Source organism: Pseudomonas edaphica (assembly GCF_965277385.1).
In the GTDB taxonomy this organism is placed as follows: domain Bacteria; phylum Pseudomonadota; class Gammaproteobacteria; order Pseudomonadales; family Pseudomonadaceae; genus Aquipseudomonas; species Aquipseudomonas edaphica.
The window spans coordinates 5,483,773-5,508,659 of record NZ_OZ255725.1 but is presented as its reverse complement, the minus strand read 5'-3'; the positions used below and the strand labels follow the sequence as shown (position 1 = coordinate 5,508,659).

General features: G+C 58.9%; 27 protein-coding genes and 1 tRNA gene. 7 read left to right on the top strand and 21 right to left on the bottom strand.

The genetic code is table 11. From position 1 onward, the window contains the following. Together ACQY47_RS25155 and ACQY47_RS25150 are read right to left on the bottom strand one after the other, a co-directional pair. The gene (locus ACQY47_RS25155) at nt 1-915 is read right to left on the bottom strand and encodes a Fe(3+) dicitrate ABC transporter substrate-binding protein FecB (RefSeq protein WP_428557388.1); all 915 of its coding nucleotides are present in this window, start codon (nt 913-915) and stop codon (nt 1-3) included. A 323-nt stretch (nt 916-1,238) separates the two neighbouring features. Next, nucleotides 1,239-3,644 (bottom strand): TonB-dependent siderophore receptor, encoded by a 2,406-nt coding sequence (locus ACQY47_RS25150; protein WP_428552820.1) that lies wholly within the window; start codon nt 3,642-3,644, stop codon nt 1,239-1,241. Nucleotides 3,645-3,811: 167 nt separating this feature from the next. Here ACQY47_RS25150 and ACQY47_RS25145 point away from each other — a divergent pair, with 167 nt between their 5' ends. After that, nucleotides 3,812-4,441 (top strand): CatB-related O-acetyltransferase, encoded by a 630-nt coding sequence (locus tag ACQY47_RS25145; RefSeq protein ID WP_236446538.1) that lies wholly within the window; start codon nt 3,812-3,814, stop codon nt 4,439-4,441. A 5-nt stretch (nt 4,442-4,446) separates the two neighbouring features. On the opposite strand, the gene ACQY47_RS25140 is transcribed toward ACQY47_RS25145, so the two are convergent. The 10 genes from ACQY47_RS25140 to thrS form a co-directional block, all read right to left on the bottom strand. Then, complete coding sequence (locus ACQY47_RS25140) at nt 4,447-5,088, bottom strand: glycoside hydrolase family 25 protein (RefSeq protein ID WP_428552817.1); 642 nt, start codon at nt 5,086-5,088, stop codon at nt 4,447-4,449. A 208-nt stretch (nt 5,089-5,296) separates the two neighbouring features. Then, nucleotides 5,297-5,373, bottom strand: a tRNA-Pro gene (locus ACQY47_RS25135). 90 nt (nt 5,374-5,463) lie between these two features. Further along, entirely contained in the window at nt 5,464-5,820 is a 357-nt protein-coding gene (locus ACQY47_RS25130) for a MerR family transcriptional regulator (RefSeq protein ID WP_003219935.1), read from the bottom strand. Continuing rightward, nucleotides 5,801-6,103, bottom strand: a complete 303-nt coding sequence (gene ihfA / locus ACQY47_RS25125) for an integration host factor subunit alpha (RefSeq protein WP_002553164.1) — start codon at nt 6,101-6,103, stop codon at nt 5,801-5,803. The genes ACQY47_RS25130 and ihfA overlap by 20 nt, the downstream gene beginning before the upstream one ends. Nucleotides 6,104-6,106: 3 nt before the next feature. Next, complete coding sequence (gene pheT / locus ACQY47_RS25120) at nt 6,107-8,485, bottom strand: phenylalanine--tRNA ligase subunit beta (protein ID WP_236460741.1); 2,379 nt, start codon at nt 8,483-8,485, stop codon at nt 6,107-6,109. A 26-nt stretch (nt 8,486-8,511) separates the two neighbouring features. Beyond that, entirely contained in the window at nt 8,512-9,528 is a 1,017-nt protein-coding gene (gene pheS, locus ACQY47_RS25115; protein ID WP_034117607.1) for a phenylalanine--tRNA ligase subunit alpha, read from the bottom strand. A gap of 109 nt (nt 9,529-9,637) precedes the next feature. Continuing rightward, the gene (gene rplT / locus ACQY47_RS25110) at nt 9,638-9,994 is read right to left on the bottom strand and encodes a 50S ribosomal protein L20 (RefSeq protein WP_003174975.1); all 357 of its coding nucleotides are present in this window, start codon (nt 9,992-9,994) and stop codon (nt 9,638-9,640) included. A gap of 27 nt (nt 9,995-10,021) precedes the next feature. Next, on the bottom strand, nt 10,022-10,216 hold the full coding sequence (gene rpmI / locus ACQY47_RS25105) for a 50S ribosomal protein L35 (protein ID WP_002553160.1): 195 nt from the start codon (nt 10,214-10,216) through the stop codon (nt 10,022-10,024). Between the two features lie 59 nt (nt 10,217-10,275). Continuing rightward, the gene (gene infC, locus ACQY47_RS25100) at nt 10,276-10,827 is read right to left on the bottom strand and encodes a translation initiation factor IF-3 (protein ID WP_015884933.1); all 552 of its coding nucleotides are present in this window, start codon (nt 10,825-10,827) and stop codon (nt 10,276-10,278) included. Continuing rightward, a complete protein-coding gene (thrS, locus tag ACQY47_RS25095) occupies nt 10,827-12,749 on the bottom strand; it encodes a threonine--tRNA ligase (protein WP_017138778.1) in 1,923 nt (640 codons plus the stop codon). The genes infC and thrS overlap by 1 nt, the downstream gene beginning before the upstream one ends. 365 nt (nt 12,750-13,114) lie before the next feature. Between thrS and ACQY47_RS25090 the strand changes: the two genes are divergently transcribed. Beyond that, the gene (locus tag ACQY47_RS25090) at nt 13,115-13,429 is read left to right on the top strand and encodes a hypothetical protein (RefSeq protein WP_017138777.1); all 315 of its coding nucleotides are present in this window, start codon (nt 13,115-13,117) and stop codon (nt 13,427-13,429) included. A 289-nt stretch (nt 13,430-13,718) separates the two neighbouring features. Then, complete coding sequence (locus ACQY47_RS25085; protein ID WP_003234260.1) at nt 13,719-13,931, top strand: cold-shock protein; 213 nt, start codon at nt 13,719-13,721, stop codon at nt 13,929-13,931. Between the two features lie 73 nt (nt 13,932-14,004). Here the strand turns inward: ACQY47_RS25085 and ACQY47_RS25080 are convergent, their stop codons facing one another. After that, nucleotides 14,005-14,325 (bottom strand): I78 family peptidase inhibitor, encoded by a 321-nt coding sequence (locus tag ACQY47_RS25080; protein WP_017138776.1) that lies wholly within the window; start codon nt 14,323-14,325, stop codon nt 14,005-14,007. A gap of 143 nt (nt 14,326-14,468) precedes the next feature. Beyond that, on the bottom strand, nt 14,469-14,777 hold the full coding sequence (locus ACQY47_RS25075) for a hypothetical protein (RefSeq protein WP_170040740.1): 309 nt from the start codon (nt 14,775-14,777) through the stop codon (nt 14,469-14,471). Between the two features lie 172 nt (nt 14,778-14,949). Between ACQY47_RS25075 and ACQY47_RS25070 the strand changes: the two genes are divergently transcribed. Next, complete coding sequence (locus ACQY47_RS25070) at nt 14,950-15,162, top strand: hypothetical protein (protein ID WP_017138774.1); 213 nt, start codon at nt 14,950-14,952, stop codon at nt 15,160-15,162. Between the two features lie 33 nt (nt 15,163-15,195). Here the strand turns inward: ACQY47_RS25070 and ACQY47_RS25065 are convergent, their stop codons facing one another. The 7 genes from ACQY47_RS25065 to ACQY47_RS25035 are packed head-to-tail and all read right to left on the bottom strand — an operon-like array spanning nt 15,196 to nt 22,163. Next, nucleotides 15,196-16,224: a nucleoside hydrolase gene (locus ACQY47_RS25065; protein ID WP_017138773.1), complete on the bottom strand. Its 1,029-nt coding sequence runs from the start codon at nt 16,222-16,224 to the stop codon at nt 15,196-15,198. 26 nt (nt 16,225-16,250) lie between these two features. After that, nucleotides 16,251-16,655, bottom strand: coding sequence for a D-ribose pyranase (gene rbsD, locus ACQY47_RS25060; protein ID WP_017138772.1), 405 nt, complete (start codon nt 16,653-16,655; stop codon nt 16,251-16,253). Further along, entirely contained in the window at nt 16,652-17,569 is a 918-nt protein-coding gene (rbsK, locus tag ACQY47_RS25055) for a ribokinase (RefSeq protein ID WP_428552805.1), read from the bottom strand. Before rbsK ends, rbsD begins: the two co-directional genes overlap by 4 nt. A 23-nt stretch (nt 17,570-17,592) precedes the next feature. After that, nucleotides 17,593-18,615 (bottom strand): LacI family DNA-binding transcriptional regulator, encoded by a 1,023-nt coding sequence (locus ACQY47_RS25050; RefSeq protein WP_099549915.1) that lies wholly within the window; start codon nt 18,613-18,615, stop codon nt 17,593-17,595. A 3-nt stretch (nt 18,616-18,618) separates the two neighbouring features. Beyond that, nucleotides 18,619-19,596 carry an ABC transporter permease gene (locus tag ACQY47_RS25045; RefSeq protein WP_017138769.1) on the bottom strand — a complete coding sequence of 326 codons (978 nt, stop codon included), beginning with the start codon at nt 19,594-19,596 and terminating at the stop codon, nt 18,619-18,621. Next, entirely contained in the window at nt 19,593-21,146 is a 1,554-nt protein-coding gene (locus ACQY47_RS25040; RefSeq protein ID WP_017138768.1) for a sugar ABC transporter ATP-binding protein, read from the bottom strand. The genes ACQY47_RS25045 and ACQY47_RS25040 overlap by 4 nt, the downstream gene beginning before the upstream one ends. A gap of 57 nt (nt 21,147-21,203) precedes the next feature. Next, nucleotides 21,204-22,163, bottom strand: coding sequence for a sugar ABC transporter substrate-binding protein (locus ACQY47_RS25035; RefSeq protein WP_099549913.1), 960 nt, complete (start codon nt 22,161-22,163; stop codon nt 21,204-21,206). Nucleotides 22,164-22,657: 494 nt separating this feature from the next. Between ACQY47_RS25035 and ACQY47_RS25030 the strand changes: the two genes are divergently transcribed. From ACQY47_RS25030 to ACQY47_RS25020, 3 genes are all read left to right on the top strand, one after another. Beyond that, a complete protein-coding gene (locus ACQY47_RS25030; RefSeq protein WP_017138766.1) occupies nt 22,658-23,746 on the top strand; it encodes an asparaginase in 1,089 nt (362 codons plus the stop codon). 187 nt (nt 23,747-23,933) lie between these two features. Then, entirely contained in the window at nt 23,934-24,182 is a 249-nt protein-coding gene (locus ACQY47_RS25025; RefSeq protein WP_017138765.1) for a DUF1654 domain-containing protein, read from the top strand. 4 nt (nt 24,183-24,186) lie between these two features. Continuing rightward, nucleotides 24,187-24,876: an endonuclease gene (locus ACQY47_RS25020; RefSeq protein ID WP_056861270.1), complete on the top strand. Its 690-nt coding sequence runs from the start codon at nt 24,187-24,189 to the stop codon at nt 24,874-24,876. Nucleotides 24,877-24,887: the final 11 nt, after the last annotated feature.

Sequence of the window (24,887 nt, the reverse complement as noted above, 5' to 3'; positions counted from 1 at the left end):
TTATTGGCTCAATACGGCTTTGCCGCCCTTGAGTATCGCCAGGGTGTCTTCAGCGATTTGCTCCGACGCCAATACACCTCGGTTACGCGCCCAACTGTCGCCATCGACCTCGGCCACCTGATGATTACGCACCGCGCCGAGCACTTGCCACAACGGCTGCTTGCTCCAGGTGTCGACGATACTTGGGCGACGATAGTGACCAACCAGCAACCAGCCAGGGTCAAGCGCGAGCAATTGTTCCAGGCTGACAAATTCAGTCGGCGCAGCCTTGGCACGTACCAAAGGCACTTTCAGGCCGATGGCTTGCAGCACGCTGCCGGCGTAGGAGTCAGGCCCGTGTACGGAAAAACTGTCTTCACGGGCAACCCCGAACAACACGCTGGCACCCGCCGGAATCTGCTTGGCAATGGCCTGCAAGTGTTCACGGTTCTGGGCGATGCGCGCGTGCATCTGCGCGCTTTTGCCCAGGGCCGTGCCGATCAGTTCGGCGGATTTAAGGCTGCCTTCGTAATCTTCTCCACGTGATGGCAGCAACAAGGTCGGCGCGATGCTCGTCAAGTCGCTGTACAACGCCTGATGACGATTGAGGTCGGCAACGATCAAGTCCGGCTTGAGCCGGGCGATTTCTTCGATGCTCGGTTGCGAACGCAGGCCCACCGACTTCCATTGGCCGATGGCCTGGCGCACACGCGGCAAGACGCGGTTGGCATCGCCATCGTCCGCAGCGCCGACCGGCGTGACGTCAACGGCGGCGAGACTGTCGAGAAAGGAAAACTCCAGCACCACCACGCGCTTGGGCGCATCCGGCAGGTGCACCGCGTGCTGGCCGTCATTAAGGTCGATAGGCGCGGCGTTCAATACGCTGCAAGACAACGCCAGGAGGCAGGCGGCAAGGGTCGGGATGGAGCGCAGCATTCGCATGACAAAGACCTCGGCGTTAAAACACCCCGGCTGGACGGGCCGGGGAAAACGGCGGGTACTATTCCATATTGAGGCGATGCAATCAAAAAACATTCTTATTAACGCGGCACGTCCGTGGTGTGGGCTGGCTTATGTGGTCAGGGCTATGTGGCAGTTGGCTTGTGTGGGAGCTGGCTTGCCTGCGATAGCATCGACCGGGTCTTACTGACAGACCGAGGTGCCTGTATCGCAGGCAAGCCAGCTCCCACATTGGCCCTCCAACATGGCCTTCTCTCAGCGCACCTCCCACATTGGCCTTCCCCTCGTGATCGTTGCGTTTAGAAATCCACCGTGGCCGACAGCAAATAGGTACGCGGCGTGGACAGGGTCAGGCCCGGCTCACTGTCATCCGAAGCACCGGCCGAACTCCAATAGCGTTTATCGGCGACGTTCTCGACATTCGCCCGCAAGGTGATGTGCTTATCGTCGACCTTGAAGGCATAGCGCGCACCGACGTCAAGGCGGGTCCAGGCATCGATCTCCTTGACGTTGGACTGGTCCAGGTATTGGGAGCTTGAGTAGATACCCCGGCTGGTCAGGGTCAGGCCTTCCACCGTCGGCACATCCCATTCGGCGCCCAGGTTGACGTTGTACTTGGGCGTGGCCGGGGCGCGGTTGCCGTCGAAAGTACCGTTGGTGGTGTGGGTCAGTTCGCTGTCGATAACCATCACACCACCCAGCAGGCGCACGCCCTTGAGCGGCTCGCCGAACACGCTCAGTTCCACGCCGTCGTTCTGGCGTTTGCCATTGGGGCCGAACACCCGCGTAGTGGCGTTGGTTTCGTAGGCCGGTTGCTTGATTCGGAACACCGCTGCCGTCACGGCAAACGCGCCGGCGTCGTATTTGGCACCCACTTCAACCTGGCGGCTGACAAACGGCGGGAAGATTTCATCTTCGTTGATCGAGGTCGACGGCGCGATTTTGCCTTGGCTCAGGCCTTCCATGTAGTTGGCGTACAGCGACAGTTTGTCGGTAGCTTTAAACAGGATGCCGCCGGAGGGCGAAACTTTTTCCTCATCGTAGGCCGTAGCGCCTATGACGTTGTCGGTCCAGTCGTCGACCTTGACCCGCTGCCAGCGCGCGCCGAGGGTCAGCAATAAACGCTCGTCGAAAAAGCCCAGGGTATCGGACAGCGCCACGCCACTGAAGCGGTTCTCGGTGTAGACCTTGGAATCCAGGCGTGTTGGCCGTGAAGGGGTTGGGGTTTCTACCGGGTTGTACAGGTTGCTCGGCGCCGCTGCGTACCGGGCGCCGCCGTTTTCAAAGTCCATGTAGAAGTAGCTGGCCGCCAGGTTGATCTCATGGCTGACCGGCCCGGTATGCAACCAACTGCGCACCCCGGCGGTAGCGGTGCGCACGTTTTCATCGCGGGTGAAATCCCGTGGCAATACGCTGAAATCCCCGGCGTTGTTGGTGACGGACACCGCGTGACGCAAGAAGTCGTGGTTGCTTTTACGTGCGCCGACGCCGCCATACAGCATCACGCTGTCACTGAGGTCGAACTCGCCGTTAATCGTGCCGAAGGTGTCATCGGTACGGGCTTTGCTCCAGGGCTGTGCGTAGTTATGCCGTACGTCATTGGCGCTCGGCACCCGGGCATTGGCGCCGACCTGCACGCGCTCTTGCGGCGCATCGGTGTCGCGCTCGGTGTGGCCGATATCCGTGGAAAGGCGCAGGCGCTCACCGCGAAAATCCAGGCCCAGCACCGCCATTTCACGGTCGACGCTTTGGTGATCCCATTCGGTATCGCCGGACTGCTTCACGCCATTGAAACGAATGCCGAACTTGTTGTCCTCACCAAAGCGCCGCCCCACGTCCACCGCGCCACCGGCCTGGCTGCCGGACGCCCAGGTCCCGGTCAGCGAGGTAATGTCCTTGTCGGTGGCGCGCTTGGGCACCACGTTGATCCCGCCGCCCACGCTGCCGCGCGGCGAGATGCCGTTGATCAACTGGCTCGGGCCTTTGAGGATGTCGACGCGCTCGGCCATTTCCATGTCGATGGTGTACGTCGGCAGTACGCCATAGAGGCCGTTGTAGGCCACATCACTGTTGAACAGGCTGAACCCGCGAATGGTGAACTGCTCGTAGCGCCCGCCCGCCGGGTTGGTGGCGCGCACCGAAGGGTCGCTGGCGACCAGATCGCCGAGGGTACGCGCCTGCTGGTTCTTCACCGCCTCGGCGGTATAGGTGGTCATGCTGAACGGGGTTTCCATAAAGTCCCGTGAGCCGAGCAGGCCTTGCGAGCCACGCCGCGCCACCTGGCCACCGGCATAGGTATCGCCATCGGCCAACCCAGTGGTACCGACGATGGACGTGGGTGCCAGTTGCAGGCTGCCGCTTTCCGGCACCGGCATCAGCCTGTAGGCCTGCGTGCCCATCGGTTGCAATTGCAGGCCCGAGCCCGTCAGCAACTGCGCAAAGCCCTCCTCCACGCCGTATTCACCCGACAAGCCGGCGCTGCTGCGACCGCTGACCAGCGCCGGGTCCACCGACAGGTTGACCCCGGCGAGCCCGGCGAAGCGGGTCAATGCGGCACTCAGGCTACCGGCCGGCACCTGGTAACTGCGGCGGGCGGTGCTGCCTTCGGCATAGCTGAGCGGGACAAATAACGGGCTGGCACTGAGGCTCAGCATCAGGCTCAGGTTCAGCAACGGGCGCAAGCGCATGGGTCGGACTGCGGGCATGGGGAGAAGCTCTCGATTTTGTTCACTTGCCTGGAATGACAGGCGAGGCGCAAAAAAGGGACAGGGGTTGGCGATTTTTTTCAGCAGATAAAGCCTTCGTCTTGCATAGAGGGCAGCCATTGCTCACGATGTCGCCTGATTTCAATCTCTGCATAAAGGCTCACCGCATGAAGTTATTGCGTAAATGGCGCGAAAAAAAAGCGCGCAAGGCACTACGCGCGCTCTCCCCGCTGGAGCGCTCTACGCAAAAACTGCGTAACCGCTATCCAAACTACAGCTTTGGCATAGGCACCTACGGCGATTTGAAGGTGCACGACTGGCATGAAGGCACGACACTGCGTGTTGGCGCCTACACCTCGATTGCCGGCAATGTGGAAGTGTATTTGGGTGGTCACCACCGTACCGACTGGCTCAGTTGCTACCCCTTCCCGGCCAAGATGAAAAGCCTCGCGCACATTACCGACTTCGGTGGCAGCAAAGGCGACGTGATCATTGGCAATGATTGCTGGATCAGCTCCCACGCGAAAATTCTGTCGGGCGTGACCATCGGCAATGGCGCAGTCGTGGCTGCGGGCGCGATTGTGACCAAGGATGTGGCGCCTTACGCCATCGTCGGCGGCAACCCGGCCAAACATATCCGCTGGCGTTTTGATGAACCGACTCGGCTGATCCTTGAGCAATCCGCCTGGTGGGACTGGCCGGAGGCGGAGGTGCGTGAGGTCGCGCATTTGCTCTGCAGTACGGATATCGGGCCGTTTGTGGAGTACCTCAGCCAGCGCGGGCGTTCGGCGGGCTGAAGCCTTCAGCGCTTGATCCAATCCAGATCCACGGCACCTTGAATGCCATCGACCTGGCCTTTGCTGCTGTGCTGCCACCAGTGCCAGCGCTTGCCGTGGCTACGCCAGGTTTCGGGCACCGTCGGCTGCTTGGCGTCCCAGTGGGCGATCCACAACGGGCACCGGCTGAAATCGTACTTGCGCCACGCCACACGGTCAGCCCAGATGCTGGGTGACGTGTAGATGTGGGGATGGGCGCCATCGAGTACTTGCGTGCTGAGCAGCGTGACCAGTTCGTGCAGGGCATCGGCCATCTGATCCGGGCTCGCCTCTTCGTTGCGCGAAGTTTCTACGTCAATGGCCAGGATGTGCTTCCCGACCTCGAAGTTTGCCTCGCAGAGCCGCTGCCGAATATTGGCCAGTTGTTCGCCGGGGGTACTGCTCAGTGCACGAAAGTAGTGGTAAACCCCCGCAGTCAAACCGTGGGCCAGCATCCCGGCAAAGTTTGTTGCAAACCGAGGGTCAGTGTAGGTGCCCCCTTCGGTCATCTTCACAATGGCATGGGTGACACCGGCTGACGCGACGCGGCGCCAGTCGATCTCTCCTTGCCAGCGCGATACATCAATGCCACGTGCATGGGGGGTAGGGGTTTGCTGTTCACAACTCATGAGTTTCTCCAAGACGCCGGGTGCCATATGCAACCTTTCATCTCGGATACTTTCATTCTAAAGCGCCGAAAAACCGTATAAGAGTACTGCCTACTTAGGGATGCGCTTGGGTATGGCAGACGGTACAAGGGTGAAAAATTGGGGCGTTCCCCAAAAAACGCGCACATGAAAAAGCCCAACCTTTTCAGATTGGGCTTGATCGAGAATATGGTCGGGACGGAGTGATTCGAACACTCGACCCCTAGCACCCCATGCTAGTGCGCTACCGGACTGCGCTACGCCCCGACTAGGCGTGTTACTGGGTTTGCTTCGTAACGAAGCGATCCGGAATATACCGCAAGCTTTTGAAATGTGGAAGTATTTTAAAAGCTTGTATCACTTCTTCAACACCACCAGCACATCTTCGAGTTCGGAGATCATCTGGCGGATCATTTGCTTGTATTGGGTGGTGTCGTCTTTGGCTTCATCACCGGACATACGCTGGCGCGCGCCGCTGATGGTGAACCCCTGGTCGTACAGCAACGCACGGATCTGTCGGATCATCAGCACATCCTGGCGCTGATAATACCGACGGTTCCCGGTGCGTTTGACGGGGTTGAGTTGAGGAAACTCCTGCTCCCAATAGCGCAGCACGTGCGGCTTGACCGCACAGAGCTCGCTGACTTCACCAATGGTGAAGTAGCGTTTGCCTGGGATGACGGGTAGTTCGTCGTTATGACTTGGTTCCAGCATAAGCCTCAACTCGGGCCTTCAACTTCTGCCCTGGACGAAAGGTGACCACACGGCGAGCCGTGATCGGGATTTCTTCTCCCGTTTTTGGATTGCGGCCAGGCCGCTGGCGTTTGTCCCGCAGGTCAAAATTGCCGAAACCGGACAATTTGACCTGTTCGTTGTCTTCCAGAGCGTGCCGAATTTCTTCAAAGAACAGCTCGACCAATTCCTTGGCTTCGCGTTTGTTCAGACCCAACTCTTCGTACAGACGTTCCGCCATCTCAGCTTTCGTCAAAGCCCCCATACGTCACTTCCTTAACGTGGCGTTCAACCTTTGTTCGAGCGAGGTGAGGATATTTTGTGTCGTGGTATTCACCTCATCGTCATTAAGAGTGCGCGATGGATGCTGCCAGGTCAAGCCAACTGCAAGGCTTTTTCTATGCGGATCAATGCCTTTACCCTGATAGACGTCAAATAGCCTGAGGTCTGTCAGCCATTCCCCTGCATTTTCACGGATTACGTCCAGAACGGCAGTGGCGGCCACTTCACGGTCGGCAATCAGCGCGAGGTCACGACGCACTTCAGGGAAGCGCGACAACTCGCTGAATTTAGGCATCTTGCCCGACGCCACTTCAGCCAGGACCAGCTCAAAAACGAACACCGGACGGTCCAGACCCAGGGTTTTCGACAGCTCAGGGTGGATAGCACCGACAAAACCCACCAAACGCCCTTCGCGCTCGATACGTGCAGTCTGGCCCGGGTGCAATGCCGGGTGGCTACCAGACACAAACGTGAAGTCATCCAGTGCACCGGCAAAGCCCAGCACCGCTTCCACATCGGCTTTAACGTCGAAGAAGTCCACGCCATCGCGGCCCTGTGCCCAGCCTTCTGGCAGGCGGCTACCGCAGACAACACCCGCCAGCATCGGCTCTTGCTTGAGGCCATCGAGTTGGCCGACAAAGCGCAGGCCGCTTTCGAACATGCGCACGCGGTCCTGCTGACGGTTCAGGTTATGGGACAGTGCCTTAACCAGACCCGGCCACAGCGACGAACGCATGGCGGCCATGTCATTGGAGATCGGGTTAGCCAACAGCAACGGCTCAACACCTGGGTTGAACAGCTCAAACTGCTTTGGATCGATGAAGCTATAAGTCACCGCTTCCTGGTAGCCACGGGCAACCAGCAGGCGACGCAACTCTGGCAGGTGCGCACGCGCCTCGGCCTTGGGTTGCGGTGCCAGACGCGCTTGCGGGTAACGAACCGGCAGGCGGTTGTAGCCGTACAGGCGGGCCAGTTCTTCGATCAGGTCGACTTCCAGGCTGATGTCGAAACGATGGCTTGGCACTTCTACGTGCCACTGCCCTTCCCCACCGGCGGAAATACCCAGGCCGAGTGCGGACAGCAGTTGCTCGATTTGCGCAGGTTCAATCACCAGGCCAAGCATTTGCTCGACGCTTTTGGCGCGCAGGGTGATCGGTGCAATCGACGGCAGGAACTGCTCGTTGACGGTTTCAGTGATCGGGCCGGCTTCGCCGCCAGTGATTTCCAGCAGCAGGCCAGTGGCGCGCTCCATGGCTTCACGGGCCAGTTTCCAGTCCACGCCACGCTCGTAGCGGTGCGACGCATCGGTGTGCAGGCCGTAGGAACGGGCCTTGCCAGCGATGGCGATCTGGTCGAAGAATGCGCTCTCAAGGAAAATATCGCGGGTGGTTTCGGACACGCCGCTGTGCTCGCCACCCATCACGCCGGCAATCGCCAGGGCGCGGGAATGGTCGGCAATTACCAGGGTGTCGGCGCGCAGGCTGACTTCCTGGCCGTCGAGCAATACCAGCTTCTCGCCTTCTTCGGCCATGCGCACGCGGATGCCGCCATTGATTTCGGCAAGATCGAAGGCGTGCAGCGGTTGGCCCAGCTCCAGCATCACGTAGTTGGTGATGTCCACGGCGGCATCGATGCTGCGCACGTCGGCGCGACGCAGGCGCTCAACCATCCACAGCGGGGTTGGCTTGGACAGGTCGACGTTGCGGATCACACGACCCAGGTAACGTGGGCAGGCGTTTGGCGCCAGTACGTCGACAGGGCGCACTTCGTCGTGGACTGCAGCGACTGCGGCCACCACCGGGCGGGTGACCGGGGCGTTGTACAGCGCGCCCACTTCACGGGCCAGACCGGCGAGGGACAGGCAGTCACCCCGGTTCGGGGTCAGGTCGACCTCGATGCTGGCGTCTTCCAGTTCCAGGTAAACGCGAATGTCCTGACCCACTGGCGCATCGGCCGGCAGTTCCATCAGGCCATCGTTGCCCTCGCCGACTTGCAGCTCGGCCTGGGAACACAGCATGCCGTTGGACTCAACGCCACGCAGCTTGGCTTTCTTGATCTTGAAGTCGCCCGGCAGTTCGGCGCCGATCATGGCAAACGGAATCTTCAGGCCCGGGCGCACGTTTGGCGCTCCGCACACGACCTGGAAGGTTTCCACGCCATTGCTGACCTGGCACACACGCAGCTTGTCGGCATCGGGGTGCTGCTCGGTGCTCAGCACCTCGCCCACCACCACGCCGGTGAAAACACCGGCGGCCGGCGTTACGCTATCGACCTCAAGGCCGGCCATCGACAGACGAGCAACCAGCTCGTCGCGATCTACCTGCGGGCTTACCCAGCCACGCAGCCATTGTTCACTGAATTTCATCCTGCTCTCCTAAAGATTCGTTACGACTAGCGAAATTGCGCGAGGAACCGCAAGTCGTTGTCGAAGAACAGACGCAAGTCGTTCACGCCGTAACGCAGCATGGCCAGGCGCTCAACGCCCATGCCGAAGGCAAAGCCCGAGAACTCTTCCGGGTCGATCCCGGACATGCGCAGCACGTTAGGGTGAACCATGCCGCAGCCCATCACTTCCAGCCAGCCGGTCTGCTTGCAGACGCGGCAGCCTTTGCCGCTGCACATCACGCATTCCATGTCGACTTCAGCGGATGGCTCGGTGAACGGGAAGAACGATGGACGGAAACGCACCGCCAGCTCTTTCTCGAAGAACACCCGCAGGAACTCTTCGATGGTGCCTTTGAGGTCGGCGAAATTGATGTCGCGATCGACCAGCAGGCCTTCGACCTGGTGGAACATCGGCGAGTGGGTGATATCCGAGTCGCTGCGGTACACACGGCCGGGGCAGACGATGCGGATCGGCGGCTTGTTCGCTTCCATGGTGCGGACCTGTACCGGCGAGGTATGGGTGCGCAACAGCATGTTCGCGTTGAAATAGAAGGTGTCGTGCATCGACCGGGCCGGGTGATGGCCTGGGATGTTGAGCGCCTCGAAGTTGTGATAGTCGTCTTCGACCTCGGGGCCTTCGGCAATGCCGTAGCCGATGTGGGTGAAGAACTGCTCGATACGTTCCAGAGTCCGGGTGATCGGATGCAGACCGCCCGAGGCCTGGCCACGACCAGGCAAGGTGACGTCAATGGACTCGGCGGCGAGCTTGGCCGCAAGATCGGCCTCCTCGAGCGACGCCTTGCGCGCATTGAGCACCTCGGTGACACGCTCCTTGGCGACGTTGATCAGCGCGCCGACTTGCGGACGCTCTTCAGCCGGCAAATTCCCCAGGGTCTTCATCACCTGAGTCAATTCACCTTTTTTGCCAAGGTAGTGAACCCGGATTTGCTCCAGGGCATTTACATCTTCAGCGCTATGCACAGCCTCAAGAGCTTGGGCAACGAGCGCATCCAGGTTTTCCATGTACAGACTCCAGATACAAAATAGGGGAAGAGCTTGAAGGCTCTTCCCCTATTTATGACGTTTACCACCTTGGGCTACAGGAGCAGCCCAAGGTGACTGTCGGGGGTACTTAAGCCAAGGTGGCTTTAGCTTTCTCGACAATCGCAGCAAACACCGCTTTTTCGTTCACGGCCAGTTCAGCCAGAACCTTACGGTCGATTTCGATGGACGCTTTTTTCAGGCCAGCGATGAAACGGCTGTAGGACAGACCGTTAACACGTGCACCAGCATTGATACGAGCGATCCACAGAGCGCGGAACTGACGTTTTTTCTGACGACGGTCGCGGTAGGCGTATTGGCCTGCCTTGATTACCGCTTGCTTGGCAACACGGAATACGCGTGAACGCGCGCCGTAGTAGCCTTTAGCAAGTTTCAGAATTTTTTTGTGACGCTTACGGGCAATGACGCCACGCTTTACACGAGCCATGAGTTATTCCTCTATTCTTGACTAAAATTAACGAAGGCGCAGCATGCGCTCGACTTTTGCCACGTCAGACGGATGCAGCAAGCTGCTACCGCGCAGTTGACGCTTACGCTTGGTCGACATTTTGGTCAGAATGTGGCTCTTGAAAGCGTGCTTGTGCTTGATACCGTTAGCAGTTTTCAGAAACCGCTTAGCAGCACCACTTTTAGTTTTCATCTTTGGCATGTTCGGTACTCCGCATTCAGTTGATAAACATAATCAGAAGGCCTGCCGTGCCCTGTTGATTACTTCTTCTTTTTCGGGGCGATGACCATAATAAGCTGGCGTCCTTCCATCTTAGGATGCTGTTCGACCGAACCGTACTCGAGCAAGTCAGCTTCAACCCGCTTGAGGAGTTCCATCCCCAGCTCCTGGTGGGCCATCTCACGGCCGCGGAATCGCAAGGATACCTTGGCCCTGTCCCCATCACTCAGGAAACGTACCAGGTTGCGCAGTTTTACCTGGTAATCCCCTTCCTCCGTCCCTGGACGAAACTTGATTTCTTTTACTTGAATCTGCTTCTGGTTCTTCTTCGCTGCGGCAACCTGTTTCTTCTTCTCGAAGATCGATTTGCCGTAGTCCATCACCCGACAAACAGGTGGGATTGCATCGGCGGAGATTTCCACCAGGTCCAATTTGGACTCTTCAGCAATACGAAGCGCTTCATCAATCGAGACGATGCCAATCTGCTCGCCGTCAGCGCCAATTAACCGAACCTCGCGTGCCGAGATATTCTCGTTGATCGGGGCTTTCGGTGCAGCTCGTTTATCTTGTCTCATTTCACGCTTAATAATAATTACTCCGAATCTGGGCGACCACGCCGGGAAACCGCTTGCGCGAGGAACTCAGCGAACTGGGCGACGGGCATCGAGCCCAGGTCAGCACCTTCACGAGTACGCACAGCGACAGTCTGCATCTCGACTTCCCGATCTCCGATAACCAAAAGATAGGGAACCTTGAGCAAAGTATGCTCGCGGATTTTAAAGCCGATCTTTTCATTTCTCAAGTCGGACTTGGCACGAAATCCGCTTTCGTTGAGAGTTTTTTCAACTTCAGCGGCAAAATCGGCCTGTTTATCAGTGATATTCATGATCACTGCCTGGGTCGGAGCCAGCCACGCAGGGAATGCACCCTCGTAGTGCTCGATCAGGATACCGACGAACCGTTCGAACGAGCCGAGGATCGCCCGGTGCAGCATAACCGGGTGCTTACGGCTGTTATCTTCGGAGACGTATTCGGCTCCCAAACGGATCGGCAGGTTAAAATCGAGCTGCAGGGTACCACACTGCCAGACGCGACCAAGGCAATCTTTCAGCGAGAACTCGATCTTCGGACCGTAGAAGGCGCCCTCACCCGGCTGCAGATCGTACGCAAGGCCCGCGCTGTCTAGCGCAGCGGCCAGTGCAGATTCAGCGCGATCCCACAGTTCGTCGGAACCAACACGTTTTTCCGGACGAGTGGACAGTTTCATTTCGACTTCGGTGAAACCGAAATCGCGATAAACATCCATGGTCAGCTTGATGAACGCGGCGGATTCAGCCTGCATCTGCTCTTCGGTGCAGAAGATGTGAGCGTCGTCCTGGGTGAAGCCACGCACACGCATGATGCCGTGCAGCGCACCCGACGGTTCGTTACGGTGGCAGGCACCGAACTCGGCCAGGCGCATCGGCAACTCGCGGTAGCTCTTCAGGCCCTGGTTGAACACCTGCACGTGGCATGGGCAGTTCATTGGCTTGATGGCGTAGTCGCGGTTTTCCGACTGCGTGGTGAACATGTTGTCGGCGTAGTTGGCCCAGTGCCCGGATTTCTCCCACAGGCTGCGGTCAACAACCTGAGGCGTCTTAATCTCCAGGTAGCCGTTGTCACGCTGAACCTTGCGCATGTACTGCTCGAGCACCTGGTACAGGGTCCAGCCGTTCGGGTGCCAGAACACCATGCCCGGCGCTTCTTCCTGAAGGTGGAACAGGTTCAGGCGCTTGCCGATCTTGCGGTGGTCGCGCTTTTCAGCTTCTTCGATGCGCTGGATGTAGGCCGCCAGTTGCTTCTTGTCAGCCCAGGCCGTGCCGTAGATCCGCTGCAATTGTTCGTTCTTCGCATCACCGCGCCAGTAGGCACCGGACAGCTTGGTCAGCTTGAACGACTTGAGGAAGCGTGTGTTCGGCACGTGCGGACCACGGCACATGTCGACATATTCTTCGTGGTAATACAGGCCCATGGCCTGTTCGTCCGGCATGTCTTCCACCAGACGCAGCTTGTAGTCTTCGCCACGGGCGGTGAACACGTCGATCACTTCGGCGCGCGGCGTGACCTTCTTGATCACGTCGTAATCTTTTTCGATCAGCGCGTGCATGCGCGCTTCGATAGCGGCCAGGTCGTCCGGAGTGAAAGGACGCTCATAGGCGATATCGTAGTAAAAGCCTTCGTCAATGACCGGGCCGATCACCATTTTTGCCGTTGGGTACAGCTGCTTGACCGCATGGCCAATCAGGTGCGCGCAAGAGTGGCGAATGATCTCCAGCCCCTCTTGATCCTTGGGCGTGATGATTTGCAGGCTGGCATCACCAGTGATCAGGTCGCTGGCGTCAACCAGCTTGCCGTCGACCTTGCCGGCCACGGTGGCCTTGGCAAGACCTGCACCAATGGATGCGGCGACCTCGGCTACGGAAACCGAATGATCGAATGAACGTTGACTGCCGTCGGGAAGAGTAATAGTTGGCATGGCGCCTCCTCTCCTAGTGGTGACCCCTACCAAAGGTCACGTGGGTTGGGATGAGCCAGTACAAGATCCAACACCAGGCCGTTCAATGATGAACGCCTGCCTTACAGCGGCAGGAGCCTTTCGGCCAACCGATAATCGAACCAGAGTGACTGGAGTGAACTCAAAAAACATGGCAAGGCGGCAATGGGCGCGCCTGGAAATAGCCAAGCAGAGGATGCTAGCACAGATGAACGGTCATCGCGCCTGCCGCGCCTGATGAAACATAAAATCCCGTGTTTGATGCCTGTAAAAGTGAACTTGAGCTGTACGAAAGCCCTCAAACCCGCTGAGAATCGCTGTTTGCCCACGAATCAAAGGAGCACTTCATGATGCGCTTTACCTCGACCCTCGCTCTCGCCGCTTCCCTGGCTTTCTTGTCTGTTGGCGCGCACGCCGCCGCCCCTTCGAACTGGCCTGAAGGTGCCCGTGACAGCTTCATCAAAGATTGCAGCTCGGCAGCCCAACAAAACGTGGACGCCAAAACCGCCAAAAGCCATTGCGAATGTGGCGCGGACAAGATCAATGCCGAATTGAGCACCGCTGAAATCAAAGAGCTCATGACTAACCCGAACTCCAGCCCCGAGCTCAAAAACAAAGCTGTCGCGGCTATTTCGTCCTGCAAAGTCGTGAAGAAAAAATAACAACGACCACTGATCAGACGGCCATTTGACTGAAAAAACAGCCTGAAAACTGCCATTTCACACAAATTACGCAGCTTTTACGGCTTTTTTTAACAGCTGGTATTTCGCTGCAAAGCCCCGTAGATCGGGGCTTTCAGCCAACCAAGGCACTAAACGCAACGCTATTGATTAGCAAACAATGCCTTGGGGGGGCTTACAAGCCGAACATTTCGACTATGATACCCCGGTGTGCCCAGTTGGCCTGAGCAGCACAGCACTACTGAAAATATATGTTTCTTGGAGATACACCATGTCTAATCGCCAAACCGGCACCGTTAAATGGTTCAACGATGAAAAAGGCTTCGGCTTCATCACTCCTCAAGGTGGCGGTGACGACCTGTTCGTACACTTCAAAGCTATCGAAAGCGACGGTTTCAAAAGCCTGAAAGAAGGCCAAACCGTTTCCTTCGTGGCTGAGAAAGGCCAAAAGGGTATGCAAGCTGCACAGGTTCGCGGCGAGTAATTCTCCGCTGAGCTAAAAAAACCCCGTCCATGTGACGGGGTTTTTTATGGGCGCTGCAAAAGCCGGGAGGCGATCAGCCGCAGTTGACCCGCGTGATCACCAGGTTGTCGTCGGTGTTCAGGTTCAGACGGTCGGAGCGGTATTCCAGGGTGATCATGTCGTTAGGCTTGAGGATCCGTGCGTTCTGCGCACCGGCACGGGTACGCGCCTGCTCCAGCAATTGAGGCGAGGCTTTCTGGCCGATGGCGAATTCGGCAGCCTTCGACTCGCAGCGAGTGTGACCTGCATCGGCAACGGCGGCATCTTTGCCCGGCTCAGGGGCACCCGGGGTGCTGCAACCCGCCAACGCGAGTGCTGCCAACAAAGTACCGAATGATGCGAGCTTCCAAGGCATGAAGCCTCCTATGAAAAAAATGGACAGAGATCGTGCGACAGCGATCTGGCGGTTTGGTTTCAAGACGTAAATCGCCTAAGAGCAAGTCTGCCTGACTCAAGGCGAGCATTCGCCGGATCAATCGTCACCAGATATGAACGAATTCAGTAGATATCGATGTAGTCAAACGGCGGCTTCGGCCAGTTCTGCTCGAGCGCGTTGAAAATCTGCCGGACCCAGACTTCATCGCTGGCCGCGACGTTACCGACATAACCCGAGCCTTTGGCCCAGGTCTCGAGGCGAAACAGCAGGCCGTCGATGTCGACTCCGCCTACGGCCTTCCCGGAAGAAATAAACGCGATACCGCCCTTGGTCACCCGCAACTGGGTGTGCTCGTCGTCACTGGCACTCGCAAGCAACTGGCGCACGGCTTCCAGCGTGAGGTTCTCGGGGTTGTTCAAATCGATCTGCACCTGGTGTCCCCGGCAATTGAATGGGGTAACAGTGTCGCACAGCATCGGCCTCATCCCGAAACGTCTCATGCCTAAGTAGCACTGCCAAACCCTACGCAAAAATGGTTAACTGCCCCGGTTAGAACCGCGTTCCAGCGCATTGCCCAGCCTTCCCGCCCCGTGAGCCCCGACCATGAGTACCGTAACCCTCCAAGCCGACATCAAAGCCAAGTGGCCTCAAGGACAAAGCTCCTACAGCCCCGGAAGCCCGGAGGAGTTGGCCATCATCGGAATCGACCTGCTGGTCAAGGAGCTCGGCACTCAGGCCGCACAGGCGTTCATCGGCCAGGTATTCGAGAAATACCCGGCCGACCACATGGGCGCTCATAACCCCGAGCGCGAATAAGACCCGGCCGGCGAGCGCCGACCGGCAAACACCTTACTTCAGACGGGCCAGGCGCTCGGTCAACAGATCGAAGAAGCCCTGGGCGTCGCCGTTCTCAACCCAGAATGCGTTCTTCGGCTGCTTGAGGCCGTCATACCAGTCGACGACGGTCTGGCCGAAGGTCGGGCCTTCGCGGCTGTCGATCACCACGTTGACTTCACGGCCGCTGAACAGGGAAGGCTTGAGCAGGTAGGCAATCACGGTAGCGTCATGCACCGGGCCACCCGGGATGCCGTAGTGCTCCATGTCGCCCTTGACGTATTCATTGAGAATATCGCCCACCACCTTGCTCGCATTGTTCTTGATGTCGGCAATCTGTTTCAGGCGCGCGTCACTGGTCAGCACCTTGTGGGTCACGTCCAGCGGCAGGTAAGTCAGCTTGACGCCACTTTTGAGCACAATTTCAGCCGCGACAGGGTCCGCGAACAGATTGAACTCAGCCACCGGGGTGATATTGCCGCCATTAAAATGCGCCCCGCCCATCACCACCACTTCCTTGATGCCTTGGGTGATCTCCGGCGCCTGGGTCAACGCCAGTGCCAGGTTAGTCTGCGGGCCGAGCATGGCGATGGTGATGCTGTGAGGCTTGGCGGTGCTGAGGGTCTTGATCAGGTAGTCAACGGCATTGCCTTCGGCCAGGCCTTTTTTCGGCTCATGCACGGCGACCCCGGAAATACCTTCCTTGCCATGGATATTCTCCGCATAGATCGGCGTGCGCAGCATGGGTTTTGGCGCGCCGGCGTACACCGGGATGTCTTCGCGCCCTGCCCACTCGCGGGCCAGGCGCGCGTTGCGGGAGGTCTTGTCGAGGCGCACGTTACCGGCGACGGTGGTCAGCGCACGAATGCTCAGCTCCTGCGGGGACGCCATGGCAAACAGCAACGCCACGACGTCATCGGCGCCTGGGTCGGTGTCGATGATCAGGTCGATTTTTTCCGCCGCGTGGGCGCTGGCTGCGGTGAGTGCGGACAAAAGCAGGACACTCCGAAATAGATTCTTCAGGGTTGGGAGACCACGTTGCATGAAACACTCCTTGTCGTAGGGAAACTCTAGAAGGTAACGCCGGACACCAGCGCGATATTGCAATACGGCTGGCACTCGCCCGTGCGCACCACGGCGCGGGCCTTGCGGCTAAGCTGCTTGAACTCTTCATGGCTGACCAAACGGCGCTCGCCCAAGGCGGCCTGTTCGGTCAACACATTAAGTGGCGTCAGCGCAGGTGGCTGCTTGAGCAGGATCTCTTCGGCCAACACATGGCTTTCTACCTGCATCTCGCTGAGCACAATGCGCAGGGTGCTGATGAAATCCGGAATGCCCTGGGTGAGCGCCAGGTCAATCAACTCGACGCCTGGCGGCACTGGCAGGCCGGCATCACCGATCACCAGGATGTCACCGTGGCCGAGGGATGCGATCACGCGCGACAGCGCAATATTGAGCAATGGTGTCTTTTTCATGAGGGCATAAAACCTTGTACGTCCTGCAGCGTAGGAATAGAGGGTTGCGCACCCGCCCGCGTGACCGACAGCGCGGCAGCCACCTGGCCAAACCGGATAGCCTCGGCTTCACTTTTGCCATTGGCCAGCGCCGCGGCAAAACCACCAACAAAGGTGTCACCGGCAGCTGTGGTGTCCACCGCCTTGACCTTGGGCGCCTGCAAGTGCTCGAAACCTTTGCCATCGGCAAACAACGCGCCCTGGCTGCCAAGGGTGATGATGACCTTGCCGGCACCCGCCTTGAGCAGCAGCGTTGCGGCAGCCTTGGCGCCGTCGAGTGAATCGACCGTCACACCACTCAAGGCGCTGGCCTCGCTTTCGTTGGGGATCAAATAATCGATCGAGGCATACCATTCCTCTGGCAGCGGGCCACTGGCCGGTGCCGGGTTGAGGATCACGGTCTTACCCAATTCACGACCGCGCTTGAGCGCCTGGCCAACCGTGTTCATCGGCACTTCCAACTGGCAGACGATGACATCTGCTGCCTGCAGTACCGCGTCAGCCGCCTGCAACGACGCGGGCGTGAGCTCACCGTTGCTACCGGCCACGATCACGATCGCGTTCTGGCTGCTGTCATCCACCACAATCAACGCCACGCCGCTGGAGCCATCCACCGTGCTGACGGCCTGGCAATCGATGCCCTCCACCAGCAGCGCATCACGCAATTGCGCGCCGTAGGCATCCGTGCCCACACAGCCGATCATCGCCACCTCAGCGCCAAGGCGCGCAGAGGCCACCGCCTGATTGGCGCCCTTGCCGCCCGGCACGGTGGAAAACGTCTGGCCGATCAGGGTTTCACCCGCGCGCGGCAAGCGACTGGCGCGGGTGACCAGGTCAATGTTCAAGCTGCCTATTACCACTACTTTTGCTGGCATACATCAGTACTCATCAATTCGGTTCAGCGGTATTGGGCGAACACACCGGCAAACGGCGCCGTCGACTCACGCAAAACAATGCTCGGCGTCACGATGCGCTGATCGATCGGCAGTTGGGGTGTTGCAATTCGTCGCAGTAAAAGCTCGGCCGCCGTCTCGCCCAGTTGCACGATCGACTGCCCGACCGTCGTCAGCGCCGGGTACACGTAGCGACCCATTTGAATATCGTCAAAACCAATCACCGACAGCTCGCCAGGCACACGGATATTGCGTTCGGCGGCTGCACGTAACACGCCGAAACCAATCATATCGTTACTGGCGAAAATCGCGCTGGGCGGGTTTTCCGACAGTAGCTGTACCGCTGCGGCATAACCACCGGTGCTGGTGAAATCGCTTTCCTGGGTGCGATTGGCTGGCACTTCCACGCCCGCCTCACGCAGCGCGCGGTGATAGCCGGCAAGACGCATTTGCGCCACGCGGGTATGACTGGGGCCGCCAATGCAGGCGATGTCGCGGTGACCAAGCTCCAGCAAATGCCGGGTTGCCAGGTAGGCACCCTGCTCATGATCGATGCGCACCAGGTCGACATCAATGCCGTCCAGTGCTCGGTCGACAATTACCATGGGGGTGCGCACTGCGCTCAAGCCTGCGGCAAGGCCACTGTCGTCGCCGCCCACCGAGGTTACGATCAGGCCGTCGATGCGTTTTTCCAGCAGCACACGCAGGTAGCTGCGCTGCTTTTCGGCGTTATCGTCGGAGTTGCAGAGGATCACGCAGTAGCCATTACGCTCGCAGTAATCCTCGATACCCCGCGCCAGCTCGGCAAAATACGGGTTAAGGCTGTTGGGCACCAGCAGGCCGATGGTCGCAGTGGTCTTGGCCTTGAGCGAGCGCGCGACGGCACTCGGCACGTAGTCCAGTTGCTTGATCGCCGCTTCCACCTTGATGCGCACAGGCTCGCTGACCGGCCGCGTCTTGTTCACCACATGGGACACGGTGGTGTAGGAAATACCTGCAAGCGCGGCCACATCCTTGATCGTTGCCATGGTTCAGCCCCGCCGACTGGCGCGCTGGCTGCGGTAGGTGTCGAGGACCACGGCAATCACGATCACGGCGCCAGTAATGATGCGTTTGGTTGGCTCTGTCGCACCGATCTGCGCAAGGCCGGCGGCCAGTACCGAAATAATCAGCACACCGAAGAAGGTGCTGATAACCGAACCGCGCCCACCCATCAGGCTGGTGCCGCCGATCACCACGGCGGCGATCACTTGCAGCTCCAGGCCGGAGCCGGCATTCGGGTCCGCCGCTTCCAGGCGGGAAATCTGGAACAATGCCGCCACCCCGGCCAGCAGGCCCATCAGGCTGAACACCAGGATCTTGTAAGGCTTGGGGTTGATGCCGGCCAGGCGCACGGCTTCTTCGTTGGTGCCGATGCCGATCAGGTAGCGACCGAATACAGTACGGGTCAACACCAACTGAGCGGCGATGATCACCAACAGGGCAATGATGAACGACGGCGAAATCCCGAAAGCCACCGGGTTCGACAGCCAGGCATAGGAGTCACCGATATAGGCGGTGCGCGAGCCGGTCATCTGGTAGGCCACTCCACGCGCCATTTCCAGCACGCCAAGGGACACGATAAACGACGGAATGCGCCAGGCCACGGTAATCGAGCCCGTAATGGTGCCCGCCAACGCAGCGCAGCCCATGCCCAGCAATGCGGCTGGCAACACGCTCCAGCCCCAGCCCAGAATCGCCACACTGACCGCCGAAGCGGCCAGTGCCAGCACCGAGCCCACCGACAGATCAATGCCGCCGATGATCAGGATGAACGTCATGCCCACCGCCAGCACCATCAGGTCCGGGATCTGGTTGGCCAGGGTGCTGAAGGTGTCATAGGACAGGAAGTGGTCGCTGAGTACCGAGAACAGCGCAATCATCGCGAGCAAGGCGCCGGCCAGCCCCAGGTAGGTGCCCAGGCCGTAGAAGTTGCCGCCGGTTTTGCCCGGGGAAGAAGTGGTTTTCATGGTGTTTCCCTAAGCACTGCGTCGTTGAGCAGCGCGTCACGTTTTTGATAGCCGGCAAAGGCGGCGGCGAGCAATTCGTCCTGGGTCCAGCTGTCGCGCTCGAAGGTCTCGATCAAGCGCCCGGCAGACAGCACACCGATGCGATCGCAGATCAGCATCAGTTCGCGCAGGTCACTCGATACCACCACCAGCGCTTTGCCCTGGCGCGTCAATTCGCCGAGCAATGCATAAATGTCGAACTTGGCGCCGACGTCGATACCGCGAGTCGGCTCATCGAACAGCATTACCGCGCAGTCGCGCTCCAGCCAACGGCCAATCACGACCTTCTGCTGGTTGCCGCCCGACAACTCGGACACCAACTGCGCCGGGCTGGAGCTGCGGATGCGCATGGCATCGATCTGGCGCTTGGCCAAGGCAGTTTCGTCGCGGCTGTTGACCACGCCGCCACCGGAGATTTCCGGCATGTTGCCCAAGGCAATGTTGGCGCTGATGGATTGGGTCAGCAGCAGGCCTTCGCCCTTGCGGTCTTCGGTGATCAGCGCGATGCCATGGCCCACTGCGTCCACCGGCGAGCGAATGCTCACCACTTGGGCTGGCGAACCCAGGGCCACGGTGCCGCTGTCGGCCAGGTCGGCACCGAAGATAAGACGCAGCAATTCAGTGCGGCCGGCGCCGATCAGGCCTGAAATGCCATAGATCTCACCGGCACGCACTTCAAAGGACACATCGCGAACCTTGTCCGAGCGGGTCAAGCCTTTGACCGTCAGCGCCGGGCCGCCAATGGTGCGTGGCCCCAGGTCGATCTGCTCACCCAGCTCGCGGCCGACCATCAAGGTCACCAACTGCTCACTGTTGTAATTGGCCATCGGCTCGACGCAGACCAGCTTGCCGTCACGCAGTACTGCAATGCGCTGGGCAACACGGGCGAGCTCTTCAAGCCGGTGTGAAATATAAATGATCGCCACGCCCCGAGCCTGCAGGCGGGTGATTTGTTCAAAGAGCATCTCGACTTCACGGGCCGTGAGCATGGCGGTCGGTTCGTCGAGGATCAGTACATGGCAGTCGCCGATCAGGTTGCGGGCGATCTCGACCATTTGCTGATGGCCAATGCCCAGCGTCCCCACCAGGGTGTCCGGGTCGATCGCATCCAGGCCGACCTGGGCCATGGCTTCGATCGCAGCTTTACGCAGTTGCTTGCGGTTGATCCAGCCACAGTTGCGGGGCAGGTTGTCCAGGAACAGGTTTTCGGCCACGGTCAGGGTCGGCAGCAGGTTGAGTTCCTGCATGACCATGCGCACGCCCAGCTCTTCAGCCTGGGTGCGGCTGCCGGGACGGTAATCCTGGCCATTGAACTGCATGTGCCCGGTGGTCGGCGTGACCAGCCCGCCGATGATTTTCGACAAGGTGCTTTTACCTGCGCCATTCTCACCGGTCAGCGCCAGCACTTCCCCGCGATTGAGCGTCAGGGTGATGTCGGACAGTACCGGTTGGGCATAGGTCTTGCCGATACCGCTGACCGAGAGGACAGCGTTCGGGGCGGAAGATGACATAGGAAAATCTCCAGGCGCCCGCTCAGGACGAGCGGGCGCTGTTGGGTGCTGCCAGGATTACTTCTTGAGGACGAGTTCGACCGGGGTTTCGATCACGCCGTCTTTGGACTCGACTTTTTCACCCTTGACCAGCTTGAGCGCGTTCTGGATACCGAATACCGCTTGCTGGGCTGCGGCCTGGTCGGCGGTCGCGAGTACGCGGCCGTCTTGCAACATAGGCTTGATGGCTTCGATATTGTCATAGCCAACCACCAGCACCTTGCCGGCCTTGCCCGCCGCACGTACGGCAGAGACAGCGCCCAGGGCCATGTTGTCGTTACCCGCCAGCAGTGCCTTGAGGTCCGGGTATTCGCTCAGCATGGCAGACGCCACCTTCTGGCCCTGGTCGATTTCCCAGTTACCCGATTGGGTGGAAACAATCTTCATGCCCGCGGCGTCCATCGCATCCTTGTAGCCTGCGGTGCGCTGCTGGGCATTGGTGGTGGTCGGCACGCCTTCGATGATACCGACCTTGTCACCTGCCTTCAGTTGCTTGGCCAGGTAGTCACCCACCAGCTTGGAGCCTTTGCGGTTGTCCGGACCTACGAACGGGATATCGAGGTTTTTGCTTTTGAGCACGTCCGGGTCAAGGCGATTATCGATGTTGACGACCTTGATGCCGGCATCGGAGGCTTTCTTCAACACGGTGACCAGCGCCTTGGAATCAGCCGGAGCAATCACGATGGCGTTTACTTTGGCGAGGATCATCTGGTTGACGATATCGATCTGCGCGCTGGTGTCGGTTTCGTTCTTGATCCCGTTGGTGATCATGTCGAAATCGGCGGCGTGTTCTTTCTGATAAGCCTTGGCGCCGTCCTGCATGGTCACGAAAAATTCGTTGGCGAGGGACTTCATCACCAGGCCGACCTTGGGTTTGGCGGCGGCGTCATCGGCAAAAGCAGAGGAAAGGGGCAGAGCAGCGGATGCGGCAGCAAGCACAGCGACAGCAAGAAGACGTCCAGCAAATGGCAGCTTCATGGGTTCACTCCGATCTTATGATTATTGTGAGCAACGCTTGCACTGCGAAACATCTCGCAAACGTTTGCGTTGTTCAAACTATGAGAACCTTGTCGAGATTTGTCAACGGGTGAAAAGCGTCTTTCATCCAAGCGCCCCACCACCGTCCCCTACACCCTGCGGGCCGCAAGATTAAACCTCAGCTTCTCCCAGTCGTTGTCTAAAACGACAGGCTGTGGCGCCCAAGTCCCACACCCACCGTTGATATTCCATCATGGTTTTCGGACAACCGAACGCAAGACCGCCCTGCTGTTCGGAATGCCGGACGAGGACGCTGCCAACTTATCTTAAAATTCAATATAAGTTGTTTTAAATCAACACGTTAATTTATGAGCGCGAACATCATTGGCTTGGTACAAATCCTGCTCTTTCCAAGCACCTCGAGGCGTTCAGACCCGCCCAGGTGTTCTCGATGAACCTGCTACAGCACTCATCAAAAACCAGAGAGAAAAATAATGAAATCTGCACTGAAGACTTTTGTTCCGGGCGCCCTCGCCCTTCTGCTGCTGTTCCCCGTTGCCGCCCAGGCAAAGGAAGTTGAAACCAAGACCAAACTGTCCAACGTGGTGATCCTCGCCACCGGCGGCACCATTGCTGGCGCCGGCGCCAGTGCGGCCAACAGTGCCACGTACCAGGCGGCCAAAGTCGGCATCGAACAACTGATCGCCGGCGTTCCTGAGCTTAGTCAGATCGCCAACGTACGCGGCGAACAAGTCATGCAAATTGCGTCCGAAAGCATCAACAACGAAAACCTGCTGCAGCTGGGCCGTCGTGTTGCCGAGTTGGCCGACAGCAAGGATGTGGATGGCATCGTGATCACCCACGGCACCGACACCCTGGAAGAAACCGCTTACTTCCTCAACCTGGTGGAAAAAACCGACAAGCCAATCGTGGTGGTCGGTTCCATGCGCCCGGGCACCGCTATGTCGGCGGACGGCATGCTCAACCTGTACAACGCCGTAGCCGTTGCCGGTAGCAAAGACGCACGCGGCAAGGGCGTGCTGGTGACCATGAACGACGAGATCCAATCGGGTCGCGACGTGAGCAAAATGATCAACATCAAGACCGAAGCCTTCAAGAGCCCATGGGGCCCGCTGGGCATGGTAGTTGAAGGCAAATCCTACTGGTTCCGCTTGCCTGCCAAGCGTCACACCATGGATTCGGAGTTCGACATCAAGACCATCAAGAGCCTGCCGGACGTTGAAATCGCCTACGGCTACGGCAACGTGAGCGACACCGCTGTCAAAGCCCTGGCCCAGGCCGGCGCCAAAGCCATCATCCATGCCGGTACCGGCAACGGTTCGGTGTCTTCCAAGGTGGTGCCTGCCCTGCAGGAACTGCGCAAGCAAGGTGTGCAGATCATTCGTTCTTCCCACGTGAATGCCGGTGGTTTCGTTCTGCGCAATGCCGAACAGCCTGACGACAAGTACGACTGGGTCGTCGCACATGACCTGAACCCACAAAAAGCCCGGATTCTGGCGATGGTTGCCCTGACCAAGACCCAGGACAGCAAAGAGCTGCAACGGATGTTCTGGGAATATTGATCCCCCGGTAACACGCGTAGAGGCGGGTTTGCCCGCCTCTACCTCTCCTCTTACACCTGGATACAACTCCCCGCGCTGCATAACCCCGCTCGAATCGCCGCCAGATAAACCTTCTGAATTTTAAGCAGTTGCGAAAATCGTAACAGTTAAATACTGTATGCCCGTACAGCACACTAAGGAATACTCCGTGGCAACGTCCTCTTCTGCAGCGCCAACCCCTGACGCCTACGCACGCCTTGCCGTTCGCGTGCAAAAAATCATCAATTCGACCAACGCCCAGAAAGCCAAGGCGGCCTTGATCTTCCGCTTGCCGGATGAGCCTGAGGAGGAATGGGCGCGCTTGCTGGAGGAGATTGCGGAGAACGACAACGTCACCCTCGCCTACCGGGATGACGGTGGCGTGCAGATTTTCTGGGTTGTGCCGAAGGAAGATTGATTCAATGAGTGGCCGTTTTATTGCTGTTTTTTGCCTGTTTTTTGCCGTTACAGCCCACGCACAGGCGCCTCGAACCTTCAGCGAGGCCAAGAAAGTCGCCTGGAAGCTCTACGCCCCGCAATCCACGGAGTTCTACTGTGGCTGCAAATACACCGGCAACCGGGTCGATTTGAAAGCCTGCGGTTACGTACCGCGCAAAAATGCCAACCGTGCCGCACGCATCGAATGGGAACATATCGTCCCGGCCTGGCAGATCGGGCATCAGCGCCAGTGCTGGCAAGCCGGCGGGCGCAAAAACTGTACGCGTCACGATGATGTGTTCAAGCGCGCCGAGGCGGACCTGCACAACCTGGTGCCGAGCATCGGCGAGGTCAATGGCGACCGTAACAACTTCAGTTTTGGCTGGCTGCCGGCGCAACGCGGGCAGTACGGCTCATGCCTGACCCAGGTCGATTTCAAGGCCAAAAAAGTCATGCCCCGCCCGTCTATTCGCGGAATGATCGCCCGAACGTACTTTTACATGAGCAAACAATACGGCTTGCGCCTGTCAAAACAGGACCGCCAGTTGTATGAAGCCTGGAACAAGACCTATCCGGTGCAACCCTGGGAGCGCCAGCGCAACCAGACTGTGGCGTGTGTGATGGGGCGCGGTAACGAGTTCGTCGGCCCGGTAAACCTTAAGACCTGCGGTTGAGCGTGGGCGGA